This window comes from Rhizobium sp. Root149 (genome assembly GCF_001427345.1).
GTDB lineage: Bacteria > Pseudomonadota > Alphaproteobacteria > Rhizobiales > Rhizobiaceae > Neorhizobium > Neorhizobium rhizoryzae.
On the sequence record NZ_LMGD01000023.1, the window covers coordinates 149,758 to 172,034 of the forward strand.

Genomic DNA, 22,277 nt, shown 5'->3' on the forward strand with positions numbered 1-22,277 from the left:
TGACCGATGGCGTATCGGGAGAGGACGCGCGGGGAGGGTTCAATGTTCGTGGCTTTGGAGCCGCGCCGCCTTTATCGGCAGGTCGCGGAACAGATACGCGCGCTGATAGAGGCCGGCGAATTGAAGCCCGGTACGCGTCTGCCGCCGGAGCGTGAACTTGCCGAGCGTTTCGCCGTATCTCGACCAACGGTTCGTGAAGCGCTGATTGTCCTGGAAGTCGAAGGCCATATCCAGATCCGCATGGGGTCGGGGGTCTATATCAGCCAGAAATCTCAAGGGTCTGGTGAGCTTCGCCAGTTGGAAGACACAGAAGGTCCGCTGGAAATTCTGCAGGCGCGATGCCTTATCGAAAGCGCGATTGCTGAAGAGGCTGCGCGGCGCGTCACGCGAGCTGGTCTCCAACGGATCGATGCCACGCTCGAGCGGATGGCACGCTCGCTCGATGACCCGGAAGTGGCGCTGGGCTGCGATCGCGATTTTCATACGGCCATTGCGGATATGATTGGAAATTCGGCCCTCAAGCACTTCACAGGCCTGATCTATGATTCCCGCATGTCGCCGTACTTCACCAAACTTGCCAGCTATTTCGAGGGCCCGCATACCTGGAAGCTGGCTCTGGAGGAGCATCATATCATTCGCGATGCGCTGGCGACGGGTGATCCTGCTGCCGCGCGCGAGGCAATGCGCAGCCATCTGACGTTAGCGCAAAAGAGATTCTCGGAAAGCTTCGGGGAGGAGCAACCGAGAGAGAAATGATTGAGCCGCTCCGGTTCAGTCGTTCGATAAGTCTGGTTTACTTGGGAGGAAAGAATGAAACTGAGATTCAAGACATTGCTGGGAGCTGCCGCCGTCATCGTGGCATCCACGCTTTCAGCGCATGCCGAGACGGCGCTCAAATGGGCGCACGTGTATGAAACGTCCGAGCCGTTCCACACGGAATCCGTCTGGGCGGCGCAGGAAATCGCCAAGCGGACGAATGGACGTTACAAGATCGATGTCTTCCCGGCATCACAGCTTGGCAAGGAAGCTGATATCAATCAGGGCCTCAAGCTGGGTACGGTCGATATCATCATCTCGGGCTCCAGCTTTGCTGCGCGCGATTTCAAGCCGATCGGCGTTACCTACTATCCTTACATCTTCCGTGACCCGAGCCATCTCATCGCTTACACCAAGAGTGACGTTTTCAAGCGTCTGGCCAAGGGCTACGAGGATAAGACCGGCAACCATATCGCAGCCGTCACCTATTACGGTACGCGCCACACGACATCCAACAAGCCGATTTCCAAATGCGCTGATCTGCAGGGCGTGAAGATGCGCGTGCCTGACGTTCCGGCCTACCTTGCAATGCCGCGTGCATGCGGTGCAAACACAACGCCGATTGCCTTCGCTGAAGTTTACCTTGCCCTGCAAAACGGCACTGTCGATGCGCAGGAAAATCCGCTGACGACGATTGAGGCGAAGAAGTTCTACGAAGTTCAAAAGAACATTGTCCTGAGCGGCCATATTGTCGACCACCTGAATACGCTCTTCTCGAAAAAGCTTTGGACCAGCCTGTCCGACGAGGACAAGAAGATCTTCTCGGAAGTCGCTCAACAGGCAGCTGAGCGTGGCACCAAGAAGATCGAGGCCCGCGAGAAGGAACTCGTCGACGAGTTCAAGAAAAAGGGCATCACGGTAACGGAAGTCGATAAGGCTGATTTTGAGAAGAACGTCATCGAGAAGGTCAAGCTCGAGGACTTCGGCTATGAAAAGGCTGATTGGGACGCCATCCGCGCGATCAAGTAACGCCTTCGGCGCGGCGGCTGACGCCGCGCCCCCTTCTGCAATCCGCTTCGATCCGTGCCTTGTCGCCAATCGACAGGCCTCTTCAAAAAATCAGGCCACTGCCTGACCGGCGAAGCTATGTTCTTGAACAGGAAATTGCTGATGTCTGCGGCACAGGAAATCCATACACCGGTCACGCCGGAGGAATTGGCGCATACCTTCGACGAAGCGCCGGCCCATGTCGACCTCAAGGTCTATGCCTTCGAGGACTGGCTCACTCTTGGTCTCTTCTGGGTGATGACGGCTTGCGTGTTTCTGCAGTTCTTCACGCGCTACGTGCTGAATGACAGTTACGCCTGGACGGAAGAAATCGCCGTCAACTGCCTGATCGGCGTTGTGTTCATGGGGTCGGTCATGTGCGTGCGAATGTCACGGCATATCCAGGTCGACGTTCTGTATCATTACCTACCGGCGCGCGTGACGCGCATCATGGCGACAGCGGTGGATATCATCCGCATCGGCTTCTTCGCCTACGGCTCCTGGCTCATGTGGCGCTACATGGAGATCGTCGCCGACGAGGAAATGGTGACTGTCCAACTGCCCCGGAACATTGTTTTTTATACGGTTCTCGCCGCCTTCGTCCTGATGCTGGGCCGTTCCATCCAGGTTTTCATTGCCAATATGCGCCGCGGCTATTCCGTTCTCGAGCGCCCTGAAGCCTTCCAGAACGCAGAGGATTGATTGATATGCTTCTCCTGATTGGATCCTTTCTGGCGTTGATGGTGCTGGGTCTGCCGGTTGCAGTTTCCATGGCCGTCTCATCGGTCCTCTACATCGTGTTCTATGATGTCGCGCCAGATATCATCGCCGCTCAGCGTCTGATCGCGGGCGTTGAAAGCTTTCCTCTGCTGGCCGTTCCTTTCTTCATTCTGGCTGGCAATCTCATGAACATTGCCGGTGTCACAGGCCGCATCTACTCATTCGCGGTCGCACTTGTCGGCTGGATGAAAGGCGGCCTGGCGCAGGTCAACATCATCGGCTCTGTCGTGTTCTCCGGCATGTCGGGCACGGCGCTCGCCGATGCAGCGGGCATCGGCACCATCGAAATCAAGGCCATGAAGGACCACGGTTATCCGGTGGAAGCAGCCGTCGGCGTTACCGCTGCATCCGCAACGCTTGGGCCAATCTTCCCGCCTTCGCTGCCCTTTGTCATCTACGGCATGATGGCCAATGTCTCCATCGGCGCCCTTTTCATGGCGGGCATCATCCCCGGCGTGGTCATGACCGTGCTGATGATGATCACAGTCGCGATCTTCGCCTATATCAAGCGTTGGGGTTCCGATACGCCTTTCAGCATCAAGAACTTGCTGGGCGCATCCCTCGAAGTCCTCGTGGTGATGGCTGTGCCAACCGGCATCTGGATCCTGACGATGCTTGGCCTTTCGTTGAACTGGGCCATCTTCGTTGCCTTGATCGTGCTTTTGCTATGCGACTGGCATTTTGACTTCTCTGCCGTCATGGCGCTGATGACACCCGTCATTCTGATTGGCGGCATGACGATGGGCTGGTTCACGCCCACAGAAGCAGCTGTCGCGGCAGTACTCTGGTCGCTTTTCCTGGGCTTGGTCCGTTACCGCACCATGACGTTGAAGTCGGTTGCCAAGGCGACACTGGATACGGTGGAAACCACGGCGTCTGTCCTGTTCATCGTTGCAGCAGCCTCAGTCTTTGCATGGTTGCTGACTGTGAGCCAGACCGCCCAGCTTCTCTCGGATGCAATCCTGTCGATCACGAGCAACAAGTGGGTCTTCCTTATTCTCGTAAACCTGCTGATGCTCTTCGTCGGATGTTTCCTGGATACCATCGCGGCCATCACCATTCTCGTTCCGATCCTGCTGCCGCTCGTGAAGCAGTTCGGTATCGATCCGGTCCATTTCGGCCTGATCATGACATTGAACCTGATGATCGGCCTTCTTCATCCGCCGTTAGGAATGGTCCTGTTCGTTCTCTCGCGTGTCGCCAAGCTTTCCGTGGAGCGCACCACGATGGCGATCGTACCATGGCTGGTGCCGTTGCTCTTCGCGCTCCTGCTGATCACCTTCATTCCAGGCATTACACTTTGGCTGCCGAGGGAAATGGGCCTCATTCGCTAATCAAAAGGCTCCCGCGTCTCGTGGCGGGAGCTACCACCAAACATCGAGGCTAGAAACACATGAAGACGCGCGTTGCTCGTCTCCACGCGACACGCGATCTTCGCGTGGAAGAAGTGGATACCCACATGCCGGGCGAGGGCGAAGTTCTGCTTGCCATGGCGGCGGGTGGCATTTGCGGATCAGATCTGCATTACTATCAGGATGGCGGCTTTGGGCCTGTGCGGGTACGCGAACCCATCATCGCGGGGCATGAGGCTTCCGGCATCGTAAAGGCGCTTGGCTCTGGCGTCAGCGGTCTTGCCATCGGGCAACTGGTGGCGGTCAATCCATCGCAACCCTGCGGTCATTGCGAATATTGCGCCATCAACCAGCCAATTCATTGCCTGAATATGCGGTTCATGGGCTCTGCCATGCGCCTGCCACACGAAAACGGAATGTTCCGCGATCAAATGGTCGTGCCCGCCAGACAATGCCATGCGGTTGGCGGCAATGTCACGGCCGGCGAGGCCGCCTGTGCCGAACCTTTGGCTGTCTGCCTGCACGCGGTTTCGCAAGCAGGTAATTTGGCAGGAAAGACGGTGCTCGTCACCGGCGCTGGCCCGATTGGTCTGCTGGTTGTCGCGGCGGCCCACCACGCTGGTGCTGGCACAATTGTTGTGACGGACCTGACCGATGCGGCCCTTGCCCGTGCGCCTGCCATGGGAGCGGATGTCACGATCAATGTGGCGCGCGATGGGGAGGCGTTGGCTCCTTATCAGGAGAACAAGGGCAAATTCGATGTTGTGTTTGACTGTTCCGCCGCAGGTCCTGCTCTGAGATCCGCCTTCGCAGCCATCAAACCGCGAGGAACGATCGTTCAGGTCGGCGTGACGGGTGACATCACCATTCCGCTGAATGCCCTGGTGGGTAAGGAAATTGTCTGGCGTGGATCGCAACGCTTTCACGCGGAGTTTGCTCAGGCCGTTGATCTGATTTCAAGCCGGACCATCGATGTCAGGCCGATCATCTCCCACGAGTTTCCGCTCGAGCAGGCTATCGACGCCTTCGAGCAGGCCGGTGACAGAACTGTCGCGTGCAAGGTGCAATTGACGTTCAAGCAGACGGACTAGAATTTTAAGGAAAAGACGATGAGGCATACGTGGCGGTGGTTCGGCCCGATCGACAAGGTGAGCGTGCAGGATGCGGCACAGGCGGGCGCGGAGGGTATTGTCAGTGCTCTCCACCATATCGCGACGGGCGAAGTCTGGCCTGTGGACGAGATTGCGAAGCGACACCAGGAGATCAAGGCGGGTGGTCTTTACTGGGATGTCGTTGAAAGCGTCCCGGTTTCGGAAGACATCAAGACCCAGACGGGCGACTGGAAGCGACACATTGCCAACTGGCAGGAAACGCTTCACCGTCTTTCCGCGTCCGGCATCCGCACGGTGTGCTACAACTTCATGCCAGTGCTGGACTGGACGCGCACGGATTTGCGCTGGGAAACGCGGCACGGCGCCAAGGCAATGCGCTTTGACCTGACGGATTTTGCCGCCTTTGATGTCCACATCCTGAAACGACCGGATGCCGCGCTCGATTATCCGGAATGGTTGAGGGAGGAGGCTCATCGTCGCTTCTCTGAGATGGCGGATAGCAAGATCGCAGCGCTTGGCAAGAACATCGGCGCTGGCCTTCCCGGTTCGGCGGATGGCTATACGCTGGATCAATTGCTGGAGAAGCTACGCACCTATCAGGGCGTTAACCGAGAGCGGTTGCAGCAGAACCTCATCGATTTCTTGAGTGAAGTGACGCCCGTAGCAGAACAGGTAGGCATCAATATCTGCGCTCACGGAGATGACCCGCCGTGGCCGCTCTTGGGTCTTCCGCGCATTCTGTCCACCGAGGCAGACTATGCCCACATGCTTGGCCAAGTGGATGCCCGCGCCAACGGCATGACGCTCTGCACCGGTTCGCTGGGGGCAAGGGCGGACAATGATCTGCCCTTTATCGCTACGCGTTTCGCCGATCGCATTCATTTCGTGCATCTGCGCAATGTAACGCGTGATACGGATACAGTGCCCTGTTCTTTCTTCGAGGACGAGCATCTGGAAGGCGGCACAGACATGGTTGCCGTCATCGCAGCGCTTGTCTCGGAAGAGGCGAGGCGCCTGGAGGAAGGGCGCACAGACCACCAGATCCCCATGCGGCCGGACCACGGCCAGGAAATTCTGGACGACCTGGCACGCGGCGCGCAACCGGGCTATCCGGCGATCGGGCGTCTCAAGGGGCTGGCGGAATTGCGTGGCATTGAAAGGACGCTGAAACACCAGCGCTATGGGCTGGGAGCGTAAAAATGACATTTCTTTCCAAAGGTTCAGCCCTGCCAGCCAATATACGTCGCCCCGGATATGATCAGGATAGACTGAAACCCGGTATCCTGCACATCGGTCTCGGCGCCTTTCATCGCGCTCACCAGGCGGTCTATACGCAGCGAGCCTTAGAGGTGCAGTTTGGCGACTGGGGGATTGTGGCCGTAAACCTTCGTTCGCCGGAGCCGGTGGAGGCGCTTGCCGCGCAGGACGGGCTTTATTCCATCACGGTGCGGAGCGAGGCAGGAGACAGTTTAGAAGTTTTGGGGGCAACGGTCGACTGGATCTGCGCTGCGAAGGACGGACAACGCGTCCTCGATTATCTGGCTGATCCGGCCATCAGGATCGTGACCATGACTGTCTCGGAGAAAGCCTATGGGCTGCATCCGGTGACTGGCGGACTTGACCATAACCACGCAGCCGTAGCGCATGACCTCGCAAACCCGCATAAGCCAAGCGGCGTTCTTGGCTTCATCGTTGAAGGTCTGGCCCTCCGCCATGCTGCGGGGTTGAAGCCCTTCACCGTTCTCTGCTGCGATAATCTGCCCGCCAACGGCAGGGTCATTCAGCGGCTGGTGCTGGACATGGCCCGTACCAGAGGTACCGGTCTGGCAGAATGGATTGAGCGGGAGGGCGCTTTTCCGTGCTCGATGGTGGATCGGATCGTTCCTGCGGCAACCGAAGAAACACGCCGGCGTGCTGCCTCTCTTCTCGGCGTGGATGATCGTCTGGCACTTGATACCGAACCGTTCTTGCAATGGGTGATCGAAGACAGGTTTGTCGAAGGGCGTCCTTCGTGGGAAGCGGGAGGCGCGATTTTCGCCGAAAACGTCGAGCCGTATGAAAAGATGAAGCTCCGCCTGCTGAACGGTTCGCACACGTTGCTTGCGCATCTCGGCATCCTCAACGGCCTTGATTATATTCGCGAGGTCATGGCGGTTCCGGAACTGGCCGCGAAAGCGCGCAAGCACATGGAGGAAGTGGTCAGTACTCTCGACCCTGTGCCAGGAATTGATCTTCCAGCCTATATCGATGAGCTTCTCGCCCGCTTCGCCAATCCGACGATTGCGCATCGCAACATACAAATCTCGCTGGATACGACGCAGAAATTGCCGCAACGTCTGCTGGCCCCCGCGATCGATGCCCTGACGCAGGGAGAACGTGCTGACGCAACAGCCTATGCTGTCGGCACCTGGATGGCTGCGGTGCGCAAGCGTGGAGACTGCGATGACCCCCGGCGTGCCGAAGTTCTGGCCGCGGCTCAAGGCATGGAGCCGAGTGATCCCTCAGCTTCGTTCTTTGCCCTCCCTGGCCTCTTTCCCGAGCAGTTGAAGGAAGCGCGGAACTGGCGTGACCAGATCAACGCTTCCATTCGGGAGCATCAGGTTATTTGACGTTCCAGCCTTCGATCAACTGGCGCAGTGTTTCCCGGTCAGCCTCATCCAGGCGTGGCAGTCCGGGAACGCGCACCGGACCAACCTGCAGTCCCTGAATCTCAAGCGCTTCCTTGACGACCGTAACATTCGCACCGTTGCGGAACTTCGTCCGAAGACGCTCGAACAACTCAATCTTCTCGACGACGAGTCTGGCGGTCTCGAAATCACCCTGGCTCAGCGCCTTGTGAACTTCGAGTGACAGTTGCGGGGCGACATTGACGAGGCCGGATGTGAAGCCTCTAGCACCCACGGCGGCAAAGGCAGGTGCCCAGCTTTCCGCCAGACCGCAGACATAGAGCGCGCCGTTCGCGTCTGAGGCGGAGATCGCGCGCGACAGCAGCATGAGATCGGTCGTTGCGAATTTAATGCCTGCAATGTTCGGGTGATCAGCAAGCCGCTTCATGTCGTCCACGCTGAAGCCATCTGCTCGCACGTAGGCAACCAGCGGCAGTTCGCTTCCCTCTGCCAATCCACGGAAATAGTCGATTTGCGATTGCGGGGCAGCGAAGGGGTCAACCGGTTGGTGGGACATGACGGCACTTGCGCCGATTTCCTTCGCGCGCCGCGCCATTTTCAGGGCTTCGCGCTGGGAGCGACCGATTGCAGCGGTGACGGGAGCTTTGCCGTTGACGCCCGCAACTGCAGCGTCCTGAACCTTGTAGATTTCATCAACCGTGAGAGCATAGAACTCCCCGGTATTTCCGGCAGCCACAATATTGTGGATGCCAGCATCTGCGACGCGACGATAGACTTCGCGGGTGACCTCCGGGTTCACTTCCCCGGCAGAATCATAGGCAGTAACCGGCACACCGGATACGCCGGCGAGGGCCGACTTGATGGCTTGAATGGACATGGAAAACCTTTCGGAGAATCGGATTCAGATAGGGAAACGGGGAACCGGCACGCCGGTCACATCCACGTCGATTGCGATGACGGTTCCGTGTTCCATTTCGCCATTCACCTCACGCACGAGCGTCGTGACGAAAAGGGTGCGAAGATCCGGACCGCCAAAACACGGCATGGTCGGTCCGCTCAACGGCAGTTGATAGAGCTCGACAATCTCACCGTCCGGGCTTATCCGGTTCAGCTTTCCATCCAGAACCCCGGCACTCCAGTAGAAGCCATCCACATCGGTGGCGCCCCCATCCGGACGGCCTTCCGCGTTGGTGAATTTGGTCAGCCGTCTCGCAGGTCCGAGCGAGCCTGTAGCAGGGTCGAAGTCAAAACTCTGCAGGAACTGGCCACTACTGTCGGAATGGAACATCGTTCTTCCATCCGCACTCCATGCCAGGCCGTTGGAAGTGAACAGGCCATCTTCGATAATCGTCTGAAACGTTCCGTCAGGTGCCACCCGGTAGAGACGCCCATTGGCAGTTGGTGGAATGGCTTCATCCCGTGTCCCGATCCAGAAATGCCCATCTGGACCCACCTTGCCATCGTTCAAACGGCTGTCAGGACGCCCACCATCCGGATTGCAGAACAAGGTCAGCGCGCCGGACTCAGGGTCCATGACGTGGACACCGGTTTGCAATGCCACGATGATTTTGCCGCTTTCGCAGAGCGCAAGGCTACCGATCAATGCGGGCATCGGGTAATGGCTCAGGTTCCCATCCGCACGGATACAGTAGACGGCGGGAGCCAGCACATCCACCAGCCACAAATCTCCTGTCCGGTCGTCCCATGTCGGCGACTCCCCGACCCTCAAAGGCGTGTCCATGAGACGGCGCACCTTTGGATGTATCACGCGTGGCGATGGCATAATGTCCTCCAATTGCATGCTTTACCCAAGGCAGGCGGCGTCTCCCCACGCCGTGCCTTGCCGGTCATACGCCCTGGAACATGCGTGCCCGGGCGTTCAAAATGTGTGTCTTCATTGCCCCATGGGCGCGCTGTTCATCACGCGCGAAGATGGCCGCGACGATTTCCGCATGCTCATCCTGCACGGCACGAACATGCGCTGGCGTTCTCTTCAGGCTGAGTGAACGGGTAACCGACATGCCGATGGCGATATGCGGCTTGAACCATTCCCTGACCAGCGTGTGAAACTGGTTGCCCGTGGCAAGGGCAATGGCGTCGTGCAAAGCCTGATCTTCTTTCGCGCCAAGATCCCCTCGCTGCAGACAGGCTTCTAACTCGTCGAACCTCGACTCGATGTGGGATTTGTCCTGCATCTGCCAGTTTTTCGCCGCCAGGGAGGCGGCTTCCGCTTCCAGTCCTGCGCGAAATTCGAAGAAGCGCTGTACGTCGGCCAGGGATCCGACCGGCACTTCCGTGAGGACAGACTGATCCGGCCGCTGGCGAACATAGGAACCCGAACCCTTGCGAGATACGATCAACTGGTCCGCGCGGAGCTTTTCCAGAGCCTCGCGGACGACGGGGCGTGATGCGCCCAGCATCGTCGAGAGGTTGGTCTCCGAAGGCAGTCGTTCGTTGACTGGAAACCGACCATCAGCAATCATTCCGACGATCTTCTCGTAGATGATGTCGCTGAACCGCGGGTCCTGTCTCTGGCTCGCAATGAGCTCGGGTTTGTTCATCAGCGCCCCTTTTCCTTTCGCCAGGCGGCGAATTCTTTTTCGGCTTCCGGGCTTGGCGGATAGATGCCGAAAATCGATCGACCTGCGCGCACCTGTTCTTCGACGAAGTCCTCGAAAACCGTCTGTTCGAACGCTTCGTTTGCCACGTCCTCGGCGATATCGGAAGGGATAACGACAACGCCTTCGTTGTCTCCGACCAGAATGTCTCCCGGGTAAACTGCAACATCACCGCAGCCGATGGGCTGGTTGATGTCCAGGGCGTGGTGACGGATCAGGTTGGTCGGCGCTGATGGAGCAGCGTGATAGGCGGGGAAGGGGAGTTCGGCGATATCTGGTGTATCCCGGAACCCTCCGTCGGTCACAACGCCTGCAACTCCACGCTTCCAGAGACGGGTTACCAGAATGCTACCGGCAGATGCAGCGCTTGGATCCTTGCGGCTGTCCATGACCAGAACTGCCCCTTCCGGGCATTCCTCCACAGCGCGACGCTGCGGATGACCGCGGTCAGCAAAAACACCAAGATGATCAAGATCTTCGCGGGCGGGGATGTAGCGCAATGTGTAGGCCGGACCGACCATTCGCGGGGCGTCATGGTTGATCTTGTGAATGCCGGCGATGAAGACATTGCGAAAGCCACGTTTCAGCATGACAGTCGTCAAGGTTGCGGTCGAAACCGCTTTCAATTTGTCACGCGCCGCTTCGCTGACTGCCATTTCGTCTTCTCCCTTTGAAACCCCTCGGCGAACCCCGTGGGCTCGCAATATCGCGGCAGATTTATAAAAGCTGTAAAAATCTGTCAATACTTGTAATCATCTGAAAACGTGCATATGGTTCGACCGCTGGCCTGGAGGGGCCGCATCAGTGCTGCGAGGAGTCGGCGGCACGGATGCCATTCAGTTTCTGGAGGAGAAGACGATGGGTGACGGGGATAACAAGATGCCGGGCGTTTCACGCCGTACGGTTCTGGCAGGCATCGGGGCGGCGGCGGCCATGTCGCTTGCGCCACGGGGTGCTTCGGCTGCGACTGGCAAAGAGGCGCCTCAGCTTGCGGCAATGGTAAAAGACGGGAAGCTTCCGCCGCTTGCCGAGCGTATTCCGCCGAAGCCGATGGTGGTGAAGCCGTTTGAAAAAATCGGTTCCTATGGCGGCTCTCTGCGCCGTGGCCTGCGTGGCTCATCCGACCATAATGGCATTTTGCGCATGGTCGGCAACCAGGGTCTGGTGCGCTGGAACATGGACTTCACCGAGGTTCTGCCCAACCTGGCAGAGAAGTGGGAAGTCAGCGCGGACGCGACAGAGTTCACCTTCTATTTGTTGCAGGGTGTGAAGTGGTCTGACGGCAATCCATTTACTGCCGACGACGTTGTTTTCGCCATCGAAGACTGCGTCAAGAACAAGGAGCTTTACAGCGCTACCCCGGCGCAGCTTTCCGTTGCCGGCAAGGCAGTCGAAGTTACGAAGGTCAATGACTACACGGTCAAGTTCAAGTTTGCCGGACCGAATGCGCTCTATCTTGAAAACCTGGCAACACCGCTTGGGCAGCACCCGACGCTGTTTGCAAAGCACTACTGCAGCAAGTTCCTGCCCAAGTACAATCCGAAGCTGGCCGATGATGTGAAGGCAGCGGGCGTCAACAGCTGGCCCGAACTCTTCCGTGCAAAGTGCGGCGATATCGAAATTCCGTCTCGCTGGGGCAATGTCGAAAAGCCGACCCTCGACCCCTGGGTCGTCAAGGAAGCCTATTCCGGCGGTGCAACACGCGTGCTGATGACGCGTAACCCTTACTTCTGGCAGGTCGATACCGAAGGCAACCAACTACCCTATATCGATGAAATCAACTTCGGCATCAGCCAGGATGTCGAATCGCTGATGCTGAACGTCATCTCCGGCAAGATCGATATTCAGGAGCGCCATGTCAGCGTTCTCGCCAACAAGCCAACGCTTTCCGAGAACATGAAAAAGGGCGATTACCGCCTGCTGACGCTGATCCCCTCTGCCTCGCAGCAGTGCCAGATCTACCTGAACATGACGCATAAAGATCCGGCGATGCGCAAGATGTTCGCCGACAAGTCCTTCCGGCAGGCATTGTCTCTCGGCATGAACCGTCAGGAAATCATCGATATCGTCTACTTCGGCCAGAGCGAACCCTATCAGGCAGGACCGCGCCCCACACATCCGTGGTACCATGAAAAGCTCGGGCGTCAGTTCACTGAGTTCGATGCTGCCAAAGCGAACGAGCTTCTGGATAAGGCGGGCTACAGCAAGAAGAATGCCAATGGCATCCGTCTGCGGCCAGATGGTCAGCCGGTCTTCTTTGCCATCGACGTGATCCCGACGCTTTACCCGGATCTGGTCGACGTGCTGGAACTGGTGAAGACGCAATGGGCCGGTATCGGCATCGACATCAAGGTCAACACCATCGAGCGCGCGCTCTACTACACACGCGGTGACGACAACGCCCATGATGCGGCAGTCTGGCCGGGTCCGGGTGGTCTGGATCCGATGCTCGATCCGCGTGACTTCTTCGCGTTCCACCCGCAGGGTTCCCGTTATGCCATTCCGTGGACGCTCTGGTACACGTCCAACGGTGCAAAGGGCGAAGAGCCGCCGGAAAGCCAGAAGAAGCGCTTCAAGCTGTTTGATGAGGCGCGTTCCACGGCGGACCTGCAAAAGCGCGGTGCGATCATGAAGCAACTCTTCGACATCACAGCTGAAGAGTTCGAGACGATCGGCGTATGCCTTGCGGTTGGCGGCTTTGGCGTCATTCGCAACAACCTGCGAAACGTCCCGGAAAAGCAGCCTGACAGCTGGTCCTGGCCGAACCCGGGCCCTGCTTTGCCGCAGCAATTCACCTTCAATACCTGATCACCAGAGCTGGTGCCGCCTTGTTGAGGGCGGCGCTCCATTCCACGAAGTTTCCCGGGCGACAGCACAGTATCGCTGCTGTCGTCCGGCGGACCTTGCTCACGAGTGCCTGCCATGCTGAAATTTATCGGGAAACGGCTGCTCTGGATGATACCATCCCTGTTCGCGGTCAGCTTTCTTGCTTTCGTGCTCATTCAGTTGCCACCGGGCGACTATGTCACCACCTATATCGCCACCCTTGCCGCTTCGAACGAAGTCGTTGACCAGAACACGGCTGCGCAATTGCGTGAACGTTTCGGCCTCGATGACCCCATGCTGGTTCAGTATGGCAAGTGGATGTGGGGCATTTTGAGCCGTGGCGATTTCGGCATCTCCTTCGAATGGCAGCAGCCGGTATCAGGCCTGATCTGGGAGCGCATGGCACTGACGCTCGTTCTCGCCATCGCAAGTCTTCTGGCAACTTGGGCAATCGCTCTGCCCATCGGCGTGTACTCAGCCGTCAAGAAGTACTCCATTGGCGACTATGCCTTCACGGCTTTCAGCTTCTTCGGATTGTCTGTCCCGTCCTTTCTGCTGGCGCTCGTGCTGATGTATGTCGCAGCCGTTGAATTCGGAGCCGACGTCGGTGGCCTGTTCTCGCAGGAATACGAGACAGCGCCGTGGAGCATCGCCAAGATGGTGGATCTCATTACCCACATCTGGCTGCCGGTGACCATTCTTGCTGTTTCGTCTACGGCCAGCCTCATTCGCGTCATGCGCGCCAACATGCTGGACGAACTGCCGAAACCCTATGTCACGACCGCACGCGCCAAGGGACTTTCCGAGTTTCGACTGCTGACGAAGTACCCGATGCGCATCGCGCTCAACCCTTTCATCTCGACGATTGCCTGGCTCTTGCCGAACCTCATCTCCGGTTCGGTGGTGGTCGCGATCGTCCTGAACCTGCCGACGGCAGCGCCGCTTCTGCTCCAGGCGCTCATGGCGCAGGACATGTATCTGGCAGGTGCCTTCGTGCTTCTCATCTGCGCACTCACCCTCATCGGATCCCTGATCAGCGATATCCTGCTGGCCATGGTCGATCCCCGTATCCGTCTCGAATAGGAGGGCGACCATGGTTGATGCAGCTATCTCAACCTATCAACCGGATCGCGCCGCCGTTGCATCGCAGTGGCAGCTTATCTGGTGGGCATTCAAGCGCCACAAACTTGCAATGATCTCGCTTTGGATCACGGTTGCCATGTATATCGTGGCGCTTGTTCCCGGCTTCTTCGCGATCAACGATCCTGTTGCCCAGAATGCGCGGGCGACGTTTTCGCCGCCGCAGCGGATCCATCTGTTCGATACATCGAACGGCTTTTCTATTGGGCCTTACTTTCACCCCATGAAGCTGACGCGCGATCCGCAGACACTCGCGGCAATCTTCGTTGAAGACACGACGAGGAAAGTGCCGATCCAGTTCTTCGGCAGAGGCTACGAATATTCCGTGCTCGGACTGTTCAACAGCAACGTCCATCTTCTGGCGTCAGGTGACCCTTCGCGCCCGCTCTTTCTGTTTGGCGCTGACCGCCTGGGGCGAGATGTCTATAGCCGTGTTATACAGGGTGCGCAGATCTCGTTGTCCATTGGTCTCGTCGGCGTCTTCATCTCGCTGGTGCTCGGCATCGTGCTTGGCGGTATTTCGGGATATTACGGTGGGCGCATCGATTTCTTCATGCAGCGGGTGATCGATTTCGTTCTCTCGCTACCGACGATCCCGATCTGGCTTGCCATGGCCGCCGCCCTGCCACAGGGCTGGCCCGCGACGATGCAGTACATGATGATTACGATCATCCTGTCGCTGACCGGATGGGCGCAGCTTGCCCGCGTCGTTCGTGGCCGCTTCCTGTCACTGAGAACGGAAGAATTCGTCGCCGCCGCCCGCCTCGATGGTGTCTCGGAAGGTCGCATTATCTTCCGCCACATGCTTCCGAGCTTCTCCAGCCATATCATTGCGTCGGTCACGCTTGCGGTCCCGGCCATGATTCTGGCCGAAACGTCGCTTTCCTTCCTCGGCCTTGGCCTCCAGCCGCCGACCATCTCGTGGGGCGTGCTTCTGCGCGAGGCCCAGAACATTCGCTCGATCGCAACCGCTCCGTGGCTGTTCATGCCCGGTGCTGCCGTTGTCGTCGCCGTCATGGCGCTCAACCTTCTGGGTGACGGTCTGCGCGATGCAGCCGATCCCTACAACAAGTGAGGGCGAACCATGTCTGATGTTCTCTCCATGCCCGCCCGCAAGCCGCTTCTGGAAGTTCGCAATCTCGTTACCGAGTTTCCCCTGCGAACTGGCGTATTCCGCGCTGTCAACGATCTCTCATTCTCGATTGAAGCCGGCAAGACGCTCTGTGTCGTCGGCGAAAGTGGTTCCGGCAAATCGGTGACCGCCCGTTCAATCCTGCAGATTGTCGACGCGCCCGGTCAGATCGCCTCCGGCTCCATCATGCTGAACACGGCAGATGGCGTCTCGATCGATCTGGCGAAATTGCACCCGCGCAGCAAGGCGATCCGTGCCGTGCGCGGGCGTGACATTGCAATGATCTTTCAGGAGCCGATGTCCTCGCTATCGCCGGTGCATACGGTGGGCGACCAGATCACGGAAGCCATCCGTCTTCACATGAAGATGACGAAGGACGAGGCCCGCGCCGAGGCGATCAATCTGCTGCGGCAGGTTGAAATCCCGAGCCCGGAACTGGCAATCGACCGCTACGCGTTCCAGTATTCCGGCGGCATGCGCCAACGTGCGATGATTGCCATGGCGCTGGCCTGCCGTCCAAAGCTCCTGATCGCCGATGAACCGACGACGGCGCTTGATGTGACGACGCAGGCCGAAATCCTGGACCTCATCGCCCGCCTGCAGAAGCAAAGCGGTATGGCGGTTCTGTTCATCACCCACGACATGGGTGTGGTGGCGCAGATTGCCGATGACGTGCTCGTCATGCATCACGGCGTCGCCAAGGAGTATGGAACGGTCGAGCAGATCTTCCATTCGCCGCAGGATCCCTACACGAAGATGCTGATCGGTTCTGTGCTGAAGCTGGAGCAGAAGGCGGAAATACGGCTTGCCCGACCGCCGCTGGACCAGACCGCGCCGCCCATTCTCGAAGTGCGCAATCTTTCGCAGCAGTTCGGCACTGCGAAGGCGCTCGATAACGTTTCCATATCACTGCTGCCGGGCGAAACTCTCGGTATCGTCGGCGAAAGTGGTTCCGGCAAGACGACCATGGGCCGCGCCATCATGCGGCTTTACGACCCGACCGCCGGGGAAATGCTCTACCGCAAGGCAGATGGTTCCGTGGTCGATCTCGCAAAAATCGAGGGTGAGGAACTGAAAAAGGCCCGCCGCGAGTTGCGCATGGTGTTTCAGGATCCTTTCGGCTCGCTGAACCCGCGCATGACAGTGGCTCAGGTTATTGGTGAGCCGCTCCTCGTCAACGGCATTGCCCGAGGCAAGGAACTGGATGACAGGGTCAGTCACCTCATGGAACAGGTCGGTCTCGATCCTCGTGGCCGTGAGCGCTACCCGCATGCCTTTTCCGGTGGCCAGCGCCAGCGCATTGGGATTGCCCGCGCCATCACCTTGAACCCACGCATTATTGTCGCAGACGAAGCGACATCGGCGCTGGATGTTTCGGTGCGCTTCCAGGTTCTCGATCTCCTGATGAAACTGCAGGACCAGCTGGGGCTCGCTTACATCTTCATCAGCCACGACATCGGCGTCATTCGCTACATGTGCGACCGCGTGGGCGTCATGTATCGAGGCAAGATCGTTGAAGTCGGTGAGGCAGAGAAGGTCTGCAACGCACCCGATCATCCCTACACGCAGGCGCTGCTTTCCGCCATTCCGCGTCCAGATCCACGCGACCGCGACCGTTCGCGCCGCTTCCGCTACATCGAGCCCGCAGCCGTAAAGAATGGCAGCGCGGGGCGATAAATCCGACATTGCATGAGGCATAACCATGAAAATTGATCGCATGCGCGTCTTCGTGACGCGCGACAAAGACCGTCCCCGCGTTATCGTCGCTCTGGACACTGATGATGGGTTGACCGGCTGGGGTGAATGCTACAATCACGGCCCCGACCTCGCGCTGCCGCCGCTACTGGATTACCTCTATGGCTTCATCGCCGGGCAGGATCCGACGCGCGTGGAGTATCTCGTCAACCTGCTGATCCAGCAAAGTCGCTTCCCCCCCGGTGCGCTCGGGCTTTCGGCAATTTCAGCGCTTGACCATTGCTTGTGGGATCTGGCGGCGAAGGCTGCAAATGTGCCGGTCTACAAGCTCCTGGGTGGCGCGGTGCGTGACAAGATCCGCGTTTACGCGGGTGTCTACACGGCACCGGATGCGCCCGCTGCCAAGGAAGAGCTTGATCGCCTGAACGAAGGCTGGGGCTTTACCGCCTTCAAGCTAAGTCCATGGCGCATCGATCTGCATGCCAATCGCTGGGGTGAGGTCGTTCGCGCTTCGGCGGAATATTTCCGCTCCCTGCGTGAAACGATCCGTTCCGACTACGAAATCGCCTTCGATGCGCATGCAAAGATCTTTGAACCTGCGGCAGCGCGGCAGCTTGGCAATGCGCTTGCTCCTTACGATCCGTTGTTCTTCGAAGAGCCGCTGCGGCCAGAGAACATCGAGGCCTGGGGTGATCTGAAGCAGGGTCTCAACTGCACGCTCGCGACAGGTGAAAGCCTCTACAGCCGCTTCGAATTCCTGCGTCTGTTGCAGGTCAAGGGTGCAGACTGGATCCAGCCGGATATCTGCGTCGTCGGCGGCATCACTGAAATGCGCAAGATTGCCGTTCTGGCTGAAGCCCATTTCGTCAGCATGGCACCGCATAACCCCATGGGTCCGCTTGCCACGGCGGTGAATGTTCACTTCGCGGCGGCGATCCAGAACTTCCGTATCCTGGAATATCGCCTGCCGCGCGGCCAGTGCTATGTCTACGGCGGGACCGATGTCGAGACGCGTGAAGACGAAACGCGCTACGTTGTCGATCCCTATCTGCCGAAGGATGGCTATCTGGAACTGCGCCCGGATCGTCCCGGCTGGGGTGTCGAAATGGATGAGAAGGCCATGCAGGAAGATGGCTATGTGCATTGGCAGCGTCGGGTGCCTAAGCGTCCTGATGGTTCCTATGCCTTCGCTTGAGGTGGTCGACATTGCGCACGGGCAGTTTACGGCCCGTGTCATTCCAGCGTGGGGAGGGCGGGTTGCCAGCCTTCGCCATGCTGAGGCGGGCGATATTCTCGTGCCCAACACTGCGTCGGAATTCGATCCCTTGAACTGGCCGAAAGCCGGTGGCTATCCGCTGTTCCCTTTCCACAATCGGATCAAGCAGGCCGCGTTTCATCATGACGGCGTGCTCCGTCATTTGCGGCCGCATCCTGCCCTTGGCGGCGATGTGATGCACGGTCCTGCCCACCAGCGGGTGTGGCAGGTCACGTCATCCTCAAGTTCGTCCGTGTCCTTGCGATTGCATTTTGAAGCCGATGCCGACTGGCCATTTGCATTCATCGCGCACCAGCAGATTGGACTCGATGACCTTGGCCTGACTGTCCACCTGGAGCTTGTTAATCGCTCTGATGATCCCATGCCCGGATGTTTCGGCTGGCATCCTTATCTCGCCGCTGATCTATCCGCAGCCGCCCGGACAGATGCCCGGAATGCCTATGTGCTGGATAAGCAGAACCTTCCGACACTGGCCGCGCCTGCTGCTCGTCAATCGGAGGAAATTCCCGCTGAGGTTGGCTATACGCTGCACTTCCGCGACTGGACCGAGGCATCCTACTCTTCGAAAAGAGGATGGGACGTGGCCGTGACTGCAGATCCTGTCTTCAAGCACATCGCGGTCCATCGAACAGAACGTTACCTCTGCCTTGAGCCAGTGAGCGCGGCAGCCGGCGTCTTGAACCTGAACCCGGAGCAGCGGCAGGCAAGAGATTTGACCGTTCTCAAGCCGGGGGAAGCGATCGCTGGATCGGTTCGCCTCTCTGTTCGGTCAACCGGATGAGACGGTCGTATGTCTGCCTCTGCCCTTTGCGCGCGGTTCATCAACGCCGTTTGACAGAAACTGGCTCTGGTCCTTCGCCACGATATCCCGAAGAAAGCCAATGATCGCGCGAATACGGCTGGACTGCACGAGATCCTGGTGACAAACTAGCCAATAGTGCCGGTCAAGCTTCACGTCGCTCAACACTGGCTGAAGTTCCGGATATTGGCGGGCGATGAAAAAGGGCAGAACGCAGACCCCCAATCCATTTCGGGTTGCGGTCAATTGCGCGAAGATACTGGAGCTTTGCAGGCTCGGTTGAATGCGCGGATGGATGTCTCCCAGATAGTCCAGCCCCGGCGCAAAGATCATATCCTGAATATAACCGATGAATTGGTGATTGAGCAGTTCCTCTCGGCTTTCCGGCGTGCCACGACGGTCGAGATAGCTCTGGCTTGCATAGATTTGCAGCGCGTAGTCGGTCAGTTTCTCGACATGATAGGGCCCCGCCTTTGGCGGATCGAGGACGACGGCAAGATCGGCCTCTTTGCGTGAGAGCGCCATGATCTGCTGGATCGTCACAAGTTCAAGTGCGAGATTTGGATAGCGTGCGGAAAGTTCTCCGAAACGGGCGGCGAGAAAGAAGTTCGAGAAGCCCTCCGGTGCAGAGATGCGCACGACACCTTGCTGAGCAGGCCCCTGACCGGCCAGTTCCGCTTCCAGCCGCTCGGTCTCCTGTTCGACCTTCTCTGCCGTTTCCACGAATCGCTGGCCAATTGGTGTCAGCACATAGCCGCGCGGGTTACGCTCGAAGAGCTTGACCTTCAGGGTAAACTCCAGCCGATCGATGCGGCGCGAGACCGTGGCGTGACTTGTCCTCAGTTTTCTCGCTGCCGTCGAGAGCTGGCCTGAACGCGCCACAGCAAGAAAGAATTGCAGGTCATCCCATGTAAAGTGCGCTTTGGTCACGAGCTTCTCCCCTATCTGTTCATTTTTGAACAGATGCTGTTTGAAATTAGTTCGTTCAAACGCTTGCACAAGCGGATTTTTAAGAGAAACATAATTCTCGAGCTGCGGGCTTTGAGGAGAGCCAGCAGCCTGTTTTTGAACAGGCTCATATGAGCGCCACGCACTATCTCTGGGAGGATAATGATATGCGCGGAACTATTCTGGCGTCGGCTGCGGCGCTTCTTGCCAGCACATCCATGGCGTTTGCTGCTTCCGTTTCCGACGGAAAGGTGAAGATCGGCATTCTGAACGACCAGTCCGGTGTCTATGCCGATTTCGGCGGCAAGGGCTCTGTCGAGGCGGCAAAGATGGCCGTTGAAGATTTTGGCGGCAAGGTGCTCGATAGCGCCATCGAGATTGTTGACGCTGACCATCAGAACAAGCCGGACATCGCTTCCAACATCGCACGCCAGTGGTTCGACACAAACCAGGTCGATGCCATCATGGAATTGACGACGTCTTCCGTCGCTCTCGCGGTGCAGGCGATTGCAAAGGAAAAGAAGAAGATCGACATCGTTACCGGTGCTGCGACGACAGAACTGACGGGCAAGCAGTGCAGCCCCTATGGCTTCCATTGGGCCTACGATACACATGCTCTGGCTGTTGGCACCGGCGGCGCGCTCGTCAAGCAGGGCGGCAAGAAGTGGTTCTTCCTGACGGCTGACTACGCATTCGGTTACTCGCTCGAGGGCCAGACCAGCGAATTCGTCAAGGCCAATGGTGGTGAAGTGGTGGGTGCAGTCCGCCATCCGCTCAGCAACGCAGACTACTCGTCGTTCCTGCTTCAGGCGCAGTCATCCGGTGCGAATGTCGTCGGTCTCGCGAATGCTGGCGCGGATACGCAGAACGCCATCAAGCAGGCAGCGGAATTTGGCATCACGCAGAGCGGACAGCGCCTTGCAGCGCTGCTCTTCACGCTTGCTGAAGTCAACGGCCTCGGTCTTGAAGCGGCACAGGGTCTGACCCTGACGGAAGGTTTCTACTGGGATCGTGACGACGAGAGCCGCAAGTTCGGCGAGCGTTATATGAAGCGCACTGGCAAAATGCCGAACATGATTCAGGCGGGCACCTATTCTGCTGTTCTTCAATACCTGAAGGCCATCCAGAAGGCCGGAACGGATGAGACGGAAGCCGTTGCCAAGCAGTTGCATTCCATGCCGGTCGAAGACGTCTTCGCGGGCAAGGGCACTGTTGGCCCGAATGGCCGCATGATCAAGGACATGTACCTGCTGGAAGTCAAGAAGCCGTCCGAGAGCAAGAAGCCCTGGGACTACTTCAAGGTTCTTGCCACCATTCCTGGCAAGGAAGCCTATATCGATCCGGCCAAGAGCGGCTGTGACCTCGTAAAATAAGCGGGTCTTTTCATGAACGCACCATCCCCACAGTCCCTGGGGGAGCAACGCGCGGTCCTTTCCGCGCGTGGTCTCTCTCGCCGCTTCGGTGGTTTTCTGGCGGTCAACAATGTTGATATCGACGTCTTCCATGGTGAGATCCATGCGCTTATCGGGCCTAATGGCGCCGGGAAGACGACGGTGTTCAATCTTTTGACCAAGTTTCTTCAGCCAACCGCGGGTAAAATTACCCTTATGGGCGAAGACATCACGTCCACTTCCCCGGACCGCGTGGCACGAATGGGGCTGGTGCGCTCATTCCAGATATCGGCGGTCTTCCCGCATCTGACGGTGCTGGACAATGTCAGGGTGGCCCTGCAGCGACCGAACGGTCTGGCACACCAGTTCTGGCGGCCGATGTCCGCGCTCGACACCCTGACAGGGAAAGCCGATGCCCTGCTGACAACCGTCGGGCTCATGCGGGAGCGCGATGCGCTTGCGGCGGACCTATCCTATGGGCGCAAACGCGTTCTGGAGATTGCAACGACACTCGCTCTCGATCCTAAAGTGCTGCTGCTCGACGAACCGCTGGCTGGGATGGGGCAGGAGGATATCACTGCCATTGCCGGGCTCATCCGCTCCGTCGCCAAAACGCGCGCGGTCTTGATGGTCGAGCACAACCTGTCGGTCGTGGCCGACATCTGCGACCGGGTCACCGTGCTTCAGCGTGGCGAAATCCTCGCAGCGGGGGACTACGCAACCGTCAGCCAGGATCCACAGGTGCGCACGGCCTATATGGGCCGCGAGGAGGATTGAG

The 22,277-nt window shown here is 58.4% G+C and carries 20 protein-coding genes; 15 read left to right on the forward strand and 5 right to left on the reverse strand.

The features are described from left to right. Positions 1-42: 42 nt before the first annotated feature. The 7 genes from ASD54_RS20555 (at position 43) to ASD54_RS20585 (ending at position 7,656) form a co-directional block, all read left to right on the forward strand. The gene (locus tag ASD54_RS20555; protein WP_062556441.1) at positions 43-756 is read left to right on the forward strand and encodes a FadR/GntR family transcriptional regulator; all 714 of its coding nucleotides are present in this window, start codon (positions 43-45) and stop codon (positions 754-756) included. Positions 757-810: 54 nt separating this feature from the next. Further along, positions 811-1,785 (forward strand): sialic acid TRAP transporter substrate-binding protein SiaP, encoded by a 975-nt coding sequence (locus ASD54_RS20560; protein WP_062556442.1) that lies wholly within the window; start codon positions 811-813, stop codon positions 1,783-1,785. Between the two features lie 141 nt (positions 1,786-1,926). Further along, positions 1,927-2,505: a TRAP transporter small permease gene (locus tag ASD54_RS20565; protein WP_062556443.1), complete on the forward strand. Its 579-nt coding sequence runs from the start codon at positions 1,927-1,929 to the stop codon at positions 2,503-2,505. 5 nt (positions 2,506-2,510) lie between these two features. Further along, entirely contained in the window at positions 2,511-3,917 is a 1,407-nt protein-coding gene (locus tag ASD54_RS20570; protein WP_062556444.1) for a TRAP transporter large permease, read from the forward strand. Positions 3,918-3,976: 59 nt separating this feature from the next. Next, complete coding sequence (locus ASD54_RS20575; RefSeq protein WP_062556445.1) at positions 3,977-5,026, forward strand: L-idonate 5-dehydrogenase; 1,050 nt, start codon at positions 3,977-3,979, stop codon at positions 5,024-5,026. An 18-nt stretch (positions 5,027-5,044) separates the two neighbouring features. Further along, positions 5,045-6,244 carry a mannonate dehydratase gene (gene uxuA, locus ASD54_RS20580; RefSeq protein WP_062556446.1) on the forward strand — a complete coding sequence of 400 codons (1,200 nt, stop codon included), beginning with the start codon at positions 5,045-5,047 and terminating at the stop codon, positions 6,242-6,244. Between the two features lie 2 nt (positions 6,245-6,246). Continuing rightward, positions 6,247-7,656 carry a mannitol dehydrogenase family protein gene (locus ASD54_RS20585; RefSeq protein ID WP_062556447.1) on the forward strand — a complete coding sequence of 470 codons (1,410 nt, stop codon included), beginning with the start codon at positions 6,247-6,249 and terminating at the stop codon, positions 7,654-7,656. On the opposite strand, the gene ASD54_RS20590 is transcribed toward ASD54_RS20585, so the two are convergent. The 4 genes from ASD54_RS20590 to ASD54_RS20605 all read right to left on the reverse strand — a co-directional run bounded on the left by ASD54_RS20590 (position 7,649) and on the right by ASD54_RS20605 (position 10,948). Further along, a complete protein-coding gene (locus ASD54_RS20590; RefSeq protein ID WP_062556448.1) occupies positions 7,649-8,551 on the reverse strand; it encodes a dihydrodipicolinate synthase family protein in 903 nt (300 codons plus the stop codon). The genes ASD54_RS20585 and ASD54_RS20590 overlap by 8 nt on opposite strands. 24 nt (positions 8,552-8,575) lie before the next feature. Beyond that, positions 8,576-9,457 (reverse strand): SMP-30/gluconolactonase/LRE family protein, encoded by an 882-nt coding sequence (locus ASD54_RS20595; RefSeq protein WP_062556449.1) that lies wholly within the window; start codon positions 9,455-9,457, stop codon positions 8,576-8,578. A 64-nt stretch (positions 9,458-9,521) separates the two neighbouring features. Then, positions 9,522-10,235, reverse strand: coding sequence for a FadR/GntR family transcriptional regulator (locus tag ASD54_RS20600; protein WP_062556450.1), 714 nt, complete (start codon positions 10,233-10,235; stop codon positions 9,522-9,524). Next, positions 10,235-10,948, reverse strand: coding sequence for a ribonuclease activity regulator RraA (locus tag ASD54_RS20605; protein WP_062556451.1), 714 nt, complete (start codon positions 10,946-10,948; stop codon positions 10,235-10,237). The genes ASD54_RS20600 and ASD54_RS20605 overlap by 1 nt, the downstream gene beginning before the upstream one ends. A 202-nt stretch (positions 10,949-11,150) precedes the next feature. Between ASD54_RS20605 and ASD54_RS20610 the strand changes: the two genes are divergently transcribed. The 6 genes from ASD54_RS20610 (at position 11,151) to ASD54_RS20635 (ending at position 19,142) form a co-directional block, all read left to right on the forward strand. Further along, on the forward strand, positions 11,151-13,100 hold the full coding sequence (locus ASD54_RS20610) for an ABC transporter substrate-binding protein (protein WP_062556887.1): 1,950 nt from the start codon (positions 11,151-11,153) through the stop codon (positions 13,098-13,100). A 114-nt stretch (positions 13,101-13,214) separates the two neighbouring features. Then, the gene (locus ASD54_RS20615; protein WP_062556452.1) at positions 13,215-14,201 is read left to right on the forward strand and encodes an ABC transporter permease; all 987 of its coding nucleotides are present in this window, start codon (positions 13,215-13,217) and stop codon (positions 14,199-14,201) included. 10 nt (positions 14,202-14,211) lie between these two features. Then, the gene (locus tag ASD54_RS20620) at positions 14,212-15,333 is read left to right on the forward strand and encodes an ABC transporter permease (protein ID WP_062556453.1); all 1,122 of its coding nucleotides are present in this window, start codon (positions 14,212-14,214) and stop codon (positions 15,331-15,333) included. A 9-nt stretch (positions 15,334-15,342) separates the two neighbouring features. After that, positions 15,343-17,067, forward strand: coding sequence for an ABC transporter ATP-binding protein (locus ASD54_RS20625; protein ID WP_062556454.1), 1,725 nt, complete (start codon positions 15,343-15,345; stop codon positions 17,065-17,067). Positions 17,068-17,092: 25 nt separating this feature from the next. Beyond that, positions 17,093-18,280 carry a galactarate dehydratase gene (locus tag ASD54_RS20630; protein ID WP_062556455.1) on the forward strand — a complete coding sequence of 396 codons (1,188 nt, stop codon included), beginning with the start codon at positions 17,093-17,095 and terminating at the stop codon, positions 18,278-18,280. Beyond that, positions 18,267-19,142: a galactose mutarotase gene (locus ASD54_RS20635; RefSeq protein ID WP_062556456.1), complete on the forward strand. Its 876-nt coding sequence runs from the start codon at positions 18,267-18,269 to the stop codon at positions 19,140-19,142. The genes ASD54_RS20630 and ASD54_RS20635 overlap by 14 nt, the downstream gene beginning before the upstream one ends. Here the strand turns inward: ASD54_RS20635 and ASD54_RS20640 are convergent. After that, positions 19,131-20,090: a LysR family transcriptional regulator gene (locus ASD54_RS20640; RefSeq protein ID WP_156379315.1), complete on the reverse strand. Its 960-nt coding sequence runs from the start codon at positions 20,088-20,090 to the stop codon at positions 19,131-19,133. The genes ASD54_RS20635 and ASD54_RS20640 overlap by 12 nt on opposite strands. A gap of 185 nt (positions 20,091-20,275) precedes the next feature. Between ASD54_RS20640 and ASD54_RS20645 the strand changes: the two genes are divergently transcribed. Both ASD54_RS20645 and ASD54_RS20650 read left to right on the forward strand, forming a co-directional pair. Further along, on the forward strand, positions 20,276-21,481 hold the full coding sequence (locus tag ASD54_RS20645) for an ABC transporter substrate-binding protein (protein WP_062556889.1): 1,206 nt from the start codon (positions 20,276-20,278) through the stop codon (positions 21,479-21,481). Positions 21,482-21,493: 12 nt separating this feature from the next. After that, entirely contained in the window at positions 21,494-22,276 is a 783-nt protein-coding gene (locus ASD54_RS20650) for an ABC transporter ATP-binding protein (RefSeq protein WP_062556457.1), read from the forward strand. The last annotated feature ends 1 nt before the right edge of the window (position 22,277 follow it).

Bases quoted from the DNA above. Each gene is read 5' to 3' on its own strand.
- ASD54_RS20560 (WP_062556442.1), top strand. From the start codon at position 811: ATGAAACTGAGATTCAAGACATTGCTGGGAGCTGCCGCCGTCATCGTG.
- ASD54_RS20615 (WP_062556452.1), top strand. From the start codon at position 13,215: ATGCTGAAATTTATCGGGAAACGGCTGCTCTGGATGATACCATCCCTG.
- ASD54_RS20630 (WP_062556455.1), top strand. From the start codon at position 17,093: ATGAAAATTGATCGCATGCGCGTCTTCGTGACGCGCGACAAAGACCGT.
- ASD54_RS20595 (WP_062556449.1), bottom strand. From the start codon at position 9,457: ATGCCATCGCCACGCGTGATACATCCAAAGGTGCGCCGTCTCATGGAC.
- ASD54_RS20610 (WP_062556887.1), top strand. From the start codon at position 11,151: ATGGGTGACGGGGATAACAAGATGCCGGGCGTTTCACGCCGTACGGTT.
- ASD54_RS20555 (WP_062556441.1), top strand. From the start codon at position 43: ATGTTCGTGGCTTTGGAGCCGCGCCGCCTTTATCGGCAGGTCGCGGAA.
- uxuA (WP_062556446.1), top strand. From the start codon at position 5,045: ATGAGGCATACGTGGCGGTGGTTCGGCCCGATCGACAAGGTGAGCGTG.
- ASD54_RS20625 (WP_062556454.1), top strand. From the start codon at position 15,343: ATGTCTGATGTTCTCTCCATGCCCGCCCGCAAGCCGCTTCTGGAAGTT.
- ASD54_RS20570 (WP_062556444.1), top strand. From the start codon at position 2,511: ATGCTTCTCCTGATTGGATCCTTTCTGGCGTTGATGGTGCTGGGTCTG.
- ASD54_RS20650 (WP_062556457.1), top strand. From the start codon at position 21,494: ATGAACGCACCATCCCCACAGTCCCTGGGGGAGCAACGCGCGGTCCTT.
- ASD54_RS20600 (WP_062556450.1), bottom strand. From the start codon at position 10,235: ATGAACAAACCCGAGCTCATTGCGAGCCAGAGACAGGACCCGCGGTTC.
- ASD54_RS20590 (WP_062556448.1), bottom strand. From the start codon at position 8,551: ATGTCCATTCAAGCCATCAAGTCGGCCCTCGCCGGCGTATCCGGTGTG.
- ASD54_RS20635 (WP_062556456.1), top strand. From the start codon at position 18,267: ATGCCTTCGCTTGAGGTGGTCGACATTGCGCACGGGCAGTTTACGGCC.
- ASD54_RS20565 (WP_062556443.1), top strand. From the start codon at position 1,927: ATGTCTGCGGCACAGGAAATCCATACACCGGTCACGCCGGAGGAATTG.
- ASD54_RS20620 (WP_062556453.1), top strand. From the start codon at position 14,212: ATGGTTGATGCAGCTATCTCAACCTATCAACCGGATCGCGCCGCCGTT.
- ASD54_RS20575 (WP_062556445.1), top strand. From the start codon at position 3,977: ATGAAGACGCGCGTTGCTCGTCTCCACGCGACACGCGATCTTCGCGTG.
- ASD54_RS20605 (WP_062556451.1), bottom strand. From the start codon at position 10,948: ATGGCAGTCAGCGAAGCGGCGCGTGACAAATTGAAAGCGGTTTCGACC.
- ASD54_RS20645 (WP_062556889.1), top strand. From the start codon at position 20,276: ATGCGCGGAACTATTCTGGCGTCGGCTGCGGCGCTTCTTGCCAGCACA.
- ASD54_RS20585 (WP_062556447.1), top strand. From the start codon at position 6,247: ATGACATTTCTTTCCAAAGGTTCAGCCCTGCCAGCCAATATACGTCGC.